Annotated in this window: 10 protein-coding genes; all 10 read left to right on the top strand. The window is 49.2% G+C overall.

From position 1 onward, the window contains the following. Positions 1 to 114 precede the first annotated feature (114 nt). The 10 genes from hutU to LUCIF_RS01820 all read left to right on the top strand — a co-directional run bounded on the left by hutU (position 115) and on the right by LUCIF_RS01820 (position 12,068). Complete coding sequence (hutU, locus tag LUCIF_RS01865; protein ID WP_122626174.1) at positions 115 to 2,169, top strand: urocanate hydratase; 2,055 nt, start codon at positions 115 to 117, stop codon at positions 2,167 to 2,169. 1 nt (position 2,170) lies between these two features. Further along, on the top strand, positions 2,171 to 3,079 hold the full coding sequence (gene ftcD / locus LUCIF_RS01860; protein WP_122626173.1) for a glutamate formimidoyltransferase: 909 nt from the start codon (positions 2,171 to 2,173) through the stop codon (positions 3,077 to 3,079). A gap of 12 nt (positions 3,080 to 3,091) precedes the next feature. After that, positions 3,092 to 4,330 (top strand): imidazolonepropionase, encoded by a 1,239-nt coding sequence (hutI, locus tag LUCIF_RS01855; RefSeq protein ID WP_122626172.1) that lies wholly within the window; start codon positions 3,092 to 3,094, stop codon positions 4,328 to 4,330. A gap of 37 nt (positions 4,331 to 4,367) precedes the next feature. Then, positions 4,368 to 4,994: a cyclodeaminase/cyclohydrolase family protein gene (locus LUCIF_RS01850; RefSeq protein WP_122626171.1), complete on the top strand. Its 627-nt coding sequence runs from the start codon at positions 4,368 to 4,370 to the stop codon at positions 4,992 to 4,994. Positions 4,995 to 5,060: 66 nt separating this feature from the next. Further along, the gene (locus LUCIF_RS01845; RefSeq protein WP_207856837.1) at positions 5,061 to 6,173 is read left to right on the top strand and encodes a nucleoid-associated protein; all 1,113 of its coding nucleotides are present in this window, start codon (positions 5,061 to 5,063) and stop codon (positions 6,171 to 6,173) included. 36 nt (positions 6,174 to 6,209) lie between these two features. After that, entirely contained in the window at positions 6,210 to 6,710 is a 501-nt protein-coding gene (thiW, locus tag LUCIF_RS01840) for an energy coupling factor transporter S component ThiW (RefSeq protein ID WP_122626169.1), read from the top strand. 43 nt (positions 6,711 to 6,753) lie between these two features. Continuing rightward, positions 6,754 to 7,251 (top strand): peptide-methionine (S)-S-oxide reductase MsrA, encoded by a 498-nt coding sequence (msrA, locus tag LUCIF_RS01835; protein WP_122626168.1) that lies wholly within the window; start codon positions 6,754 to 6,756, stop codon positions 7,249 to 7,251. A 20-nt stretch (positions 7,252 to 7,271) separates the two neighbouring features. Continuing rightward, positions 7,272 to 8,510 (top strand): aminopeptidase, encoded by a 1,239-nt coding sequence (locus LUCIF_RS01830; protein ID WP_243638643.1) that lies wholly within the window; start codon positions 7,272 to 7,274, stop codon positions 8,508 to 8,510. A gap of 734 nt (positions 8,511 to 9,244) precedes the next feature. Then, positions 9,245 to 9,373, top strand: coding sequence for a hypothetical protein (locus LUCIF_RS26935; RefSeq protein WP_279386938.1), 129 nt, complete (start codon positions 9,245 to 9,247; stop codon positions 9,371 to 9,373). Next, on the top strand, positions 9,360 to 12,068 hold the full coding sequence (locus LUCIF_RS01820; protein WP_122626166.1) for a sigma-54-dependent transcriptional regulator: 2,709 nt from the start codon (positions 9,360 to 9,362) through the stop codon (positions 12,066 to 12,068). The genes LUCIF_RS26935 and LUCIF_RS01820 overlap by 14 nt, the downstream gene beginning before the upstream one ends. Positions 12,069 to 12,134: the final 66 nt, after the last annotated feature.

Here is a 12,134-nt window from a genome sequence, read left to right as displayed (position 1 = left end):
CTTGTTTTGACGTTTGTATGACATTTCCATGGTAAAATAATGTCAATGATTTTTTTAGGGCGGTTATCAGTATGCGGACTGCCTACTAGTTTGCAACAGGGAGGCGCTTGGTTTATGCTTACAAACGACACGATTCAAAAAGCCATGACGGTCAGACTGGACGGTGAATTACCGCCGGAACCGGAATTTTTGCCCGGTATCCGGCGGGCGCCGAGCCGCGGTTTTAAACTGACGCCGGCTCAGACGCAGACCGCATTGAAAAACGCGCTGCGCTATGTGCCGGAAGAACTGCATTCCCTTCTGGCACCGGAATTTATGGCGGAACTGATGCAGTACGGGCGTATTTATGCTTACCGGTACCGGCCGCAGGGCCGGATTTACGGCCGGCCCATTGATGAATACGAAGGGAATTGTCTCGAGGGAAAAGCGTTTCAGGTAATGATCGACAATAACCTTGATTTTGAGATCGCCCTGTATCCCTATGAACTGGTTACCTATGGCGAGACCGGACAAGTCTGTCAGAACTGGCTCCAGTACAGGCTGATAAAAAGATACCTGCAGGTTATGACCGACCGTCAAACGCTGGTGGTCGCCTCGGGTCATCCGCTGGGACTCTTTCCCTCCAAACCGGATGCGCCGCGGGTTATCATTACAAATGCTTTAATGGTTGGTTTGTTTGACAATCAGAACGACTGGGAGATTGCCGAGGAAATGGGTGTTGCCAATTACGGACAGATGACTGCCGGCGGCTGGATGTATATTGGCCCTCAGGGAATTGTCCACGGCACGTTTAATACCTTATTGACGGCAGGTCGGCAGAAACTGGGAATTCCCGGCGACGGCGACTTACGCGGCAAGCTGTTTGTCAGTTCCGGCATGGGCGGCATGAGTGGCGCGCAGCCCAAGGCTGTCGAAATTGCCAACGGAGTGGGAATTATAGCGGAAGTGGATTTTTCCCGCATCAAGACCCGGTTTGAACAAGGCTGGGTGAAAAAGTATTCCGCCGATTTGCCGGAAGTCTTTGCCTGGGCCCGGGAAGCCATTGCCGGCAAGGAGGTCCTTTCCATTGCCTATCATGGCAATATTGTTGATTTATTGGCGTATGCCGCAGACCACGCTATTCATATCGACCTTTTGTCCGACCAGACCTCCTGCCACGTGGTTTATGATGGCGGGTACTGTCCGCAGGGCATATCGTTTGAAGAACGGACCCGGATGCTGGCCACCGACCGGGAAACCTTTAAAACGGCCGTGGATAAAAGCCTGCGGCGGCACTTTGAACTCATTCAGGTCCTGGTGAAACGGGGCACTTACTTCTTTGATTACGGCAATTCCTTCATGAAAGCGATATATGACGCCGGCGTTAAAGAAATTTCGAAAAACGGCATCGATGAAAAAGACGGCTTTATTTTGCCGTCCTATGTAGAAGATATTATGGGACCGGAGCTGTTTGACTACGGGTACGGCCCGTTCCGCTGGGTTTGCCTGAGCGGCAAGGTGGAAGACCTGGCCAGGACCGATCAGGCGGCAATGGCTTGCATTGATCCTAACCGCCGCGGTCAGGACCGGGATAATTATATTTGGATCCGGGATGCGCAGAAGAACCGGCTGGTTGTCGGTACGAAAGCCAGAATTTTGTACCAGGACGCCGAAGGCAGGAAACGGATTGCCCTGGCCTTTAATGAACTGGTCCGGCGAGGCGAGATCGGCCCGGTTATGCTGGGGCGGGATCATCATGACGTCAGCGGCACCGATTCACCGTTCCGGGAGACGGCCAATATCAAAGACGGCAGTAATGTGATGGCCGACATGGCAACCCAGTGTTTCGCCGGCAATGCCGCCAGGGGTATGAGCCTGGTTGCGCTGCACAACGGTGGCGGTGTCGGTATCGGTAAGGCCGTGAACGGCGGTTTCGGCCTGGTTCTGGACGGCAGCAAACGGGTGGATGCCATTATTGAGTCGGCGATGCTGTGGGACGTTATGGGCGGCGTGGCCCGCCGGTCCTGGGCCCGCAATAGTCATGCCATGGAGACCTGTGTGGAATTCAACCGCAATTACGCCGGTCAGGGGCATATTACGCTGCCCTATTTGCCGTCCGAGGAATTGATCCGGCAGACGGTAGAGCAGGCCTTTACCAAACAAAACAAGGAAAATGCAGGAGGAAAATAAAATGGCTAAATTAGTGGAATGCATTCCTAATTTTAGTGAAGGGCGAAGAACAACGGTAATTGAAGCCATTGCCGGCGCTATAAAAGAGGTCCCCGGCGTGATTCTGCTCGATTATTCCGCCGATGCGAGCCACAACCGCAGTGTCTTTACCTTGGTGGGAACGCCGGAACAGGTTAAAAAGGCGGTATTGCAGGCGGCACAGCAGGCGGTGAATTTGATTGATATGACCCAGCACCGCGGCGAACATCCCCGGATGGGAGCGGTGGATGTCATCCCCTTTGTGCCGATTCAGAATGTGACCATGGACGAATGCGTGATTCTTTCCCGGGAAGCAGGGGCGGCTATCGCCCGGGAATTGGGCATGCCCGTTTTCCTCTATGAAGAATCGGCTACCGCGGCATCGAGGAAAAATTTAGCCGAGGTTCGCCGCGGCGAATTTGAGGGAATGGCAGAAAAAATGCAAAAAACGGAGTGGCGGCCCGATTTCGGCGACAAGCTGCACCCCACGGCCGGTGCTGTTGCCGTGGGCGCCCGGATGCCGCTCATCGCTTACAACATTAACTTGAATACAAGCGACCTCAATATTGCCAAGGCAATTGCCAAAATTATCCGGGAAAGCAGCGGCGGCCTCAAGTTTGTCAAGGCTCTCGGCGTAATGCTGGAAGACAGGAATTTGGCCCAGGTATCCATTAATATGACCAACTATGAGCAGACACCGCTCTATCGGGTGCTGGAACTGGTGAAAGCCGAAGCAAAACGGTACGGCGTTGGCGTAGTTGGTACGGAAATTATCGGACTCACTCCGGCTAAAGCTTTGGTGGATTCAGCAAAATATTATCTGCAATTGGAAGGATTTGACGGTGATAAGCAAGTGCTGGAGAATCATTTGTTACGCAGCAACAACGGCTAAGGAGAGGTTCGTGTGAAAACAGTTGTGAAAAATATCGGTCTGTTGGCCACCGCCCGGGGAAAAGAGGCCCGGAAAGGACGGGAACAGGGTGAAATCCAACAGATTGCCGGTACCTATATTGTAATCATTGACGGACGGATCGCCACCGTGGGCGGGGAGCATACCGCACCGGACCCGATGATCTGTGAAGATGCGACGATAATTGACGCCGGCGGCGCCTTGGTGACTCCGGGACTGGTGGATGCTCACACCCATTTGCTTTTCGCTGGCTGGCGGCAAAAGGAACTGGCCCTGAAATTGCAAGGGGTTTCTTATCTTGAGATTTTAAAGCAAGGCGGTGGCATTCTCCACACGGTCAATGCCACGCGCCGGGCGACACCGGCTGATTTGGTGGCCGCCGGCCAAGAGTCGCTTGGTCGGATGCTGCGGCACGGGACGACTACCTGCGAGGTCAAAAGCGGTTACGGACTGACTGTGGAGGACGAACTGAAATCGCTGGCGGCGGTCCGGGAACTGAACGGGTTGCAGCCCGTGGATCTGGTGGCCACCTTTATGGGGGCTCATGCCATACCGGTTGAATACCAAAACCGGCAGCAGGAATATGTCCGGCTGGTCTGTGACGAAATGATTCCGGCTGTGGCTGAACAGCAACTGGCGGTATTTTGTGATGTTTTTTGTGAAGATCATGTGTTTAATCTGGCCGAATCGGGCGAAATTCTCGCCTGCGGGCGTCGGTATGGCCTGTTGCCCAAAATTCATGCCGATGAAATCACCCCCTTGGGCGGCGCCGCTTTGGCCGGCGAAGTCCGGGCCGTTTCCGCGGAACACCTGATTTACGCCGACGACAAAGGCCTGGCGAAAATGGCGGCAAGCGGAACCGTTGCGGTACTGCTGCCGGGAACTTCCTTTTATCTGGGGGAAGACTTCGCCCGGGCCCGGGCTATGGTCGAAATGGGAATCCCCGTGGCCATTGCGACGGATTTCAATCCCGGGTCCTGTCCTAATGAATCGCTGCAACTGCCGATGAATCTGGCCTGTTTGAAATACCGTCTGACACCGGCGGAGGTTCTGACGGCGGTTACACTGAATGGCGCGGCCGCTCTCTGTTGTGCCCATGACCGGGGGACGGTTGAAGAAGGCAAGGCTGGCGACCTGGTAATCTGGCAGGCGCCGGATCTGGAGTTTCTTTTTTACCATTGGGGTGTGAATTTAGTCAAAACGGTTATTAAAGGCGGCGAACCGGTTTTATGAACCCTTAGTTCGGCCGCCCGATAGGAGGAGTCTGGCAATGAAACTGATTGAATATCCGGTTCAGGAATTTATTGAGACGTTGGCTTCCGCGAGTCCTGCTCCCGGCGGCGGGTCGGCAGCCGCGCTGGCGGCAGCGGTTGGCGCCGCGCTTACCGAGATGGTAGCCAATCTTACAACCGGTAAGGAGAAATTTAAAGAAAAGGAAACGCTGGTTCAGGAAATCCTGGCGGCCGGACAGGAACTAAAACAGGAATTCCTGGTTCTGATTGACCGGGATACGGCGGCGTTTACGAAAGTAACGGCAGCGCTCAGCCTGCCCAAGACGACGGAAGAAGAGAAAAAAATCCGTCAGGAGGCAATGCAGCAGGCCCTTAAGTTTGCAACGGAGGTCCCGTTCACCCTGATGGAAAAATCGCTGGAGGCGTTAAAGCTGACCGCCAGGGCGCTCAATAATACCAACCCGCACGCATTAAGCGATTTAGGAGTTGCCGCTCATTGCCTGCTCGCCGCCATGCATGGTGGCTGGCTGAATGTATTGATTAATCTTGGCGGGATTAAGGACGAAGGCTTTGCCGGACAATACCGGCAGCAAGGAAAGGGTTTGTTGGCGGAAGGCATACGGCTGGCAGGTAAATTACAGGCCGAAATAGAAAACGCACTCTAGAAAAAAGTCGACTCGCCCTGCCGGCGAATTTCGCCAGGCAGGGCGGCTGTTTATTTTACAAAATATATGGCAGGAATTGCCGGCTGTAATGTGGTAGAAAGGATGTTAGCACCCATGTTTGATCTTTCCCAGGCTGATTTGGAACAGTTAGTAATTCATAAAGTGGGCAACAAAATGCGAGAAGAAGGATTTATTGTTTCTCCCGGTTTGTGCAGACTAGCAGATGCCAATGTGGAAGAACTGCTGCTGAAGTATTTCTTATCTTCCTTTAAGGATAAAACGGTTTATAAATTTTCCCATGAAACGGATCTTCACCTGCATGAAGTATATATGTACGCCAGTGCCATCTTTATTAACAAACAGGTCTTTTATGAACAGTCGGTTAATATTTTAAAGCACTTATATGAAAAATCATCCCATCCCCAGGTTAAGGGCGGCGAATGTTACCTGGCCTATCTAAGCGGCTGCGTGGTGGAGGGGCAGGTCGTTGATGCCGTCGGCATTTTCAAGACGGAAAATAAGGATAATTATTTGAAGGTTGCCAATCACGGCAATACGTTTGCCCTGTACGCGGAACAGGGAATTAATATAAAAAAACTGGATAAAGGCTGTCTTATTTTTAATTTGGAATCGGTGGACGGTTACCGCATCGCCCTTGTCGATAATGTAAACAAAGGAAATGAAGCGGCGGTGTATTGGCAAGAGGAATTTTTGCACCTGGCGAATGTGCAGGATGAATACTTTCATACCCAGCATTATCTGGACTGCTGCCACGATTTTGCAACCAATATTTATGGTCCGCTGCATCAGGCGGATAAAAAGGACCAAGTGGTTTTTATGAATGATGCGGTTGCCTATTTTGACCAAAACAGGGAATTTACCATGGAAGGTTTTATTCAGTCCGTAGTCAAAGAACCGGAGTTGGCGGCGCAGTTCCGGGAACATAAGGAAATGTTCGACCAGAATCAGGGGGTGCCGCCGGCGGAGTCGTTCAGCATTTCCAGCGAAGCCGTAAAAACAGTCAGGCGAAAGCTGAAAAATTTGATTAAACTGGATACGTCCATTGAGATCCGGGTCAAAACACCGGCCGAAAGCGACAATGCCGGTTATATTGAACGGGGTTATGACGCGCAAAAAGGAATGCATTTTTATAAGGTGTTTTTTAATGCGGAGGAATAATTTTAGATTATTTTTTGTGCAGGAAGGAGGGATACTATGCATATTAAAAAATTGACGTTTACCGCTCTGTTTATTGCGATTGGCGTATTGTCCGCCCATTTGATTTATATTCCCATCGGTATAGCCAAATGCTTTCCGGTTCAGGCGGCGATTAATGTCCTTCTTGCCGCTTTGTTCGGTACCCGCTATGCCGTCAGTGCCGCTTTCGCCATTTCACTCCTGCGCAATATACTGGGCACGGGCTCTTTGCTGGCGTTTCCCGGCAGCATGGTCGGAGCGGCGCTGGCCGGCATTTTGTACAAACAGACCCGCCATATAGCGGGCGCCGTCGTCGGTGAAGTGATCGGCACAGGGATTCTGGGCGCGCTTCTGGCATATCCGGTAGCGAAATATATCGTAGGGTCGCCGGTGGGAGCCTTCTTCTTTATCGTGCCGTTTTTTGTCAGTACGGCCGGCGGCAGTATTCTTGCCTATTTACTGTATCTGACGCCGGTAACCGGTATTTTACGGGAAAAAACAGGCCGGAGACTGCTGTGAGAGTTTGGCGGGCCGAACGATTCAGATGAAAGGAGCGGAGAAAATGCGAAAAATATGGCTGGCAGGGGGCTGCTTTTGGGGGGTAGAAGCCTATTTTCAGCAACTAAAAGGCGTGGTTAATACGACGGTAGGCTATGGACAGGGTGTGACGGAGGCGCCGGTTTATAAAGAGGTGTGCACCGGCGATACGGGACATGCGGAAATATGTGAAGTTACCTATGATGAAGGGATCCTCTCCCTGCGCAACATTCTGGAACACTATTTCCGGATTATTGACCCCACGACCCTGAACCGCCAGGGACCGGACCGGGGAACTCAATACCGTACCGGCATTTATTATGCGGACGAAGCGGAAAAAGCAGCCATCGAGGGATTCTTGCGGGAACGGCAGGCCGGTTATACCAGGCCGATTGTTGTGGAAGTGGGGCCGCTGCGCAATTTCTTTCCCGCGGAAGAGTATCATCAGGATTATCTGCAGAAAACAGCGGGCGGTTATTGCCATGTTAATCTCGGCCTGGCTAAGCCTGAAGAAAGAAAATAATGGAAAGGTTGCCGAAAGGGGTGTTTGTCTTGTACGAAGAACAACTGGAGAAATATGCGCGTTTGGTTGTACATACAGGGATCAATCTGCAGCAAAATCAGACCCTGGTCATTAATTCACCGCTTGAGTGCGCTCCCTTTAGCCGCATGATCGCCGAAGCGGCGTACCGGGCGGGAGCCAGAGATGTTGTAATAAATTGGAAAGACGAGCTATTTTCCAAAATCCGGTTTTTACATGCGCCGGAAGAAGTATTTGATGAGTATCCGGAATGGCAGCAGCAGTTTTATTTATCCTATGTAAAAGAGGGAGCCGCTTTTGTTTCGATTGCCGCCAGTGACCCGGAACTGTTAAAGGATGTAAACCCCGAGAGGGTGGCCAAGCAGCAGAAAGCGGGTAATACGGCGCTGAAAGAATACCGGGAACGGCTGATGAGCAACAAGAACGTATGGTGTGTTGTCTCCATACCGACCAAACCGTGGGCCCAAAAAGTATTTCCCCAGCTTTCGGCCGAGAAAGCGGTAGACGCGTTATGGCAGGCGATTTTTAAAACCGTGCGGGTTGACACCGAAGATCCGGTAGCGGCCTGGGAAGGTCACAAGCAAACCTTAAAGGCGCGCATGGATTTTCTCAACTCCCATAATTTTCAATTCCTGCGCTACCGGAATGCCCTGGGAACGGATTTACAGATCGAATTGCCGGAGAACCACATATGGCTGGGAGGGTCCGAATTTACGCCGGCGGGGGTGGAATTTATCGCTAATATGCCGACGGAAGAGGTTTTTACCTTGCCGAAGAAAACGGGTGTCAACGGTACGGTAGTGAGTTCCAAACCGCTGAATTATAATGGAAATCTAATAGAGAATTTTGCCTTCACTTTTAGGGACGGCAAAGTGACGGATTTTACGGCGGAAAAAGGCTATGACATACTTAAAAAGCTGATAGGAACCGACGCGGGTTCCTGCTATCTCGGCGAGGTGGCGCTGGTACCGTATGATTCGCCCATTTCGAACTCAAGTATTTTGTTTTTTAATACTCTTTTCGACGAAAACGCGTCCTGCCATTTGGCGTTGGGCAAAGCGTATCCCGTGTGCATTAAGAACGGACCCAGCATGACGCCGGAAGGACTGGCGACGGCAGGGGTTAATGATTCCCTGGTCCACGTGGATTTTATGGTGGGAACGGCGGACCTTGCCATTACCGGCATTACTGCGGACGAAAAGGAAATTCCCGTATTCCGGGACGGAAATTTCGCTTTTTAACACGGCTCCTTTCCTCGATTTCCCAGGTATGGCGACGCGATATGGAGCCATACTATGAGCGTAAGGGTTCGTAATGGTTGAGCCAAGACTGGTGCCGGATCTTAAAGGGTTCGGTATTGGTCGGCCAAAGAGTAGCGTCGGATCGCAAGGCTCGGCGTTAGTCGGCGGGCAGATGGTCATATGTCTTGTAAGGCTGTACGGTAGCCCAACTGTTATCGTGTGGTCAAAAGGGATGTATGGCTGTCGAGCTAAGACTGCCAGGAGTTCCGGAGAGTTTCCCCGGAAACGTTTAAATGGGTCTATTGCAATCGGGAGACTGCAGTAGGTTCGGCAGGTATTTCTGGTAGTCGAGCAAAGGTCAGTGCCGGTTGTGTAATGCTTGTGGGTAGTCGAAAGATTGCGTATAGGTATGTAATGATCGGTATTGGCTGTAGCGTAGATCATTATGGGCTCTTGCCTATGATTAACAAACAGAATTTTTTAAAAAATTCTATTGTATATTTTCTTTGGCTATGCTATTATTAAATCAGGCACCATCCTTACAGCGACTTTAGGTTTTGGATTTTGCAACCAAGGGAAGAATGTTTCCAACGTATTGCAAGATGTCCGCCAGTCAAAAGGGTTGTGTTTTTTTGTTTGAGAAATCTCATTGTATGAATGTATTGTTTAATGGAGGCCTACGAACCGTCTGAAATGACCATTTACGATGTCTGTTACTCGTGGGGGCTGTAGGGATGGAGGCTTTAGTAAAGGAGAAGGGAACAATCCCTTCTCCTTTGTATTGGTTGTACCCATTCTTGATGGAAGGAACAATTGAGCGGGAGCAAATGGGCTGGAAGGGGATGCTGGATGAGAAGAATTGATGTAATCTACCAGGCATTAACGGAACTGGAATTCCCGGACAAAGGTATTTCCGCATTCAAACTGAGTGATTACTTAAAGATGGACCGGGCGAATGTCAGCCGTTATTTAAATCAACTTTGCAATGAAAGAAGAATTAGGAAGATTGACGGACGGCCCGTACTGTATTGTCTTGTCCGGGAGGCTAAGCCTGATAACCGCCGGAACCAGTCTCATTCCTGTCTGGAACTGATGGTGGGGGCAGAGCTGAGTTTGCAGATTTCCATTCAGCAGGCCAAAGCAGCCATTCTTTATCCGCCGCGCGGGTTGCACACCTTGATTTTAGGCGAAACCGGCGTAGGGAAATCGATGTTTGCCGAATTTATGTACCAATTTGCCGTTGAGTCGCAGGTGATCGGGGAAGATGCACCGTTTGTCCGTTTTAACTGCGCCGATTATGCCGATAATCCTCAATTGCTTTTAGCCCAGATTTTTGGTGTGAAAAAGGGGGCTTATAGCGGAGCGGACAGTGATAAAGAAGGATTAATGAAAAAAGCCGACGGCGGTATACTTTTTTTGGATGAAATCCACCGGTTGCCGCCGCAAGGACAAGAAATGTTATTTACTTTTATTGATAAAGGATATTTCCGGCCTTTAGGAGAAACGCAAAAATTAGTTCCGGCGGCTGTTCAAATTATTGCCGCCACTACGGAAGAGCCTCAATCTTATTTGCTAAAGACCTTTACCCGCAGAATTCCCATGACTATAACGTTGCCGCCGCTGCGGGAACGGAGTTTAAAAGAGCGGTATCTGCTGGTGGAAGAATTTATAAGAACAGAAGCAAAACGGATCGGTACAGAAGTGTATATTACGAAAAGTGCTTTAACTTCTTTATTGCTTTATGACTGTCCGCATAATACGGGACAGTTAAAGAGCGACATTCAACTGGCCTGTGCCAAGTCTTTTTTGAACTTTAAGGCGCAAAAAAGGGACTATATTTTGATAGAGCAAGCCGATTTGCATCAGCGGGTTAAACGCGGCTTGCTGAAGCTGCAGGAAAAACGGGAAGAGATTAATGATTTACTGCAGGATAAAGGCGACATTTTGTTTTTTTATCAGCAGGAGGACGGCGGGTTAAGCGAGTATGTGTCGGAAGAAGATTACGGCAGTGAATACTTTTATGATATCATCGAGAAAAAATTGAACAAGCTGAAAGAGGAAGGCTTGTATGAACAACAAATTAATGACATTTTAAACATTGAGATTGAAAATTACTTTAAAAAGTACCTTAGTGATTTGCCGGCAAAGTTCCGGAAAGAAGAAATTGCTAAAGTCGTAAATAGACAAATTGTAAATATGGTGGAAGAAATTTTGACATTTGCGCAAACCCGGCTGAATAAAGAGTTTGACGAAAAAGTTTATTACGGTCTGGCACTGCATTTACATAAAAGCGTTGAGCGGATCCGGCACGGTGCCAAGATTTATCATCCCAAATTAAACTTGATTCGGACCCAATATGCCGATGAATTTTTGACAGCCATAGAAATAGCCAGGTTGATTGACGCCAGGCTGGAAATCGAAACGCCGCTGGATGAAATCGGCTATTTGACCATGTTTTTAGCATCCGATTGTTATCAAATAAAGTCCCGGGAAGATGGTAAGGTAGGCGTTTTGGTTATTATGCATGGACAAGCCACGGCCAGCAGCATGTGCCATGTGGCCAACAGCCTGATTGGCGGGGAATATGCCCAAGCCCTGGATATGCCGTTAAATATGAAGCCGGAAAAAATGTATGAACAAGCCAAACAAAAAGTTTTACAAATGGATGCCGGCAAGGGAGTGATCCTGCTGATTGATATGGGGTCATTAAATAACTTTGGGGAAATGCTCCGGGAAGAAACGGGAATCCGGACCCGGATTATCGATATGGCCAGTACTCCCGTTGTTATTGAGGCTTGCCGCAAGACTATCGCCGGCTGCAGTCTTGATTCGATTTATTTTTCCTGCCAGGAACTTAGCCGCTATCGGATTCAGACAAATACTAAAAAACAGAATTATAATAAATTTCTAATTATTACGGCTTGTTTCACCGGCGATGGGGCGGCGGAACGGTTGAAAGAAGTTATTCAAAAACAGTTGAATTCAAAATGGGGAATTCATGTTGCCCCGTTAACGCTGCTTGACCATAATGACTTTTTCGCCAAGGTGCAGCTGCTGAATAAGGAATATCAAATAGTGGCTGTCGTCAGTACCGTAAATATTTTCATCGAAAATGTACCTTTTATTTCGGCGTCTGAGATTTTAGCGGGAGAAGGCATTGCGAAATTAGAGACCTTACTCAGCGAAGAACAGGAATATTTAAAAATAAAAAAATCCCTTAGAACGCATATTAAGTCGGCGCCTGTAGAGACTTTAATTGAAGATATACGGAAAATCATTCGCCGTATTGAGCAAGAATTAAATTTGCTTATTTCGCAAGATGTGAAAATGGGAATGATTCTTCACATTAGTTTTATGGTTGACAAGCTAAGAAACAGTGACAGCCAAAGTCAAAGTGTTTTTGCCGATTTGCCGGCTTATTGCAGTCAATATGGCAAGGAATTCTCCATCATTCAGGAAACGCTGAAAATTTTGGAGAAAAACTATCAAATTCATATTACGCAGGATGAAATAGCTTATATAGTGCGAATGGTAGTTGAGAACAGTGACAGTGTGTAAGTCATGGGAGACTGTGTGAGGACAGAAGTCATAGTGTGTAGTAAACTGCACACTATTTTTTTATGG

Source organism: Allolucifera butyrica, from assembly GCF_900476375.1.
Lineage (GTDB): Bacteria > Bacillota > Negativicutes > Sporomusales > UPPP01 > Lucifera > Lucifera butyrica.
Note: the sequence above shows the minus strand (reverse complement) of the source record. Positions and strands in the feature narration are given on the sequence as shown.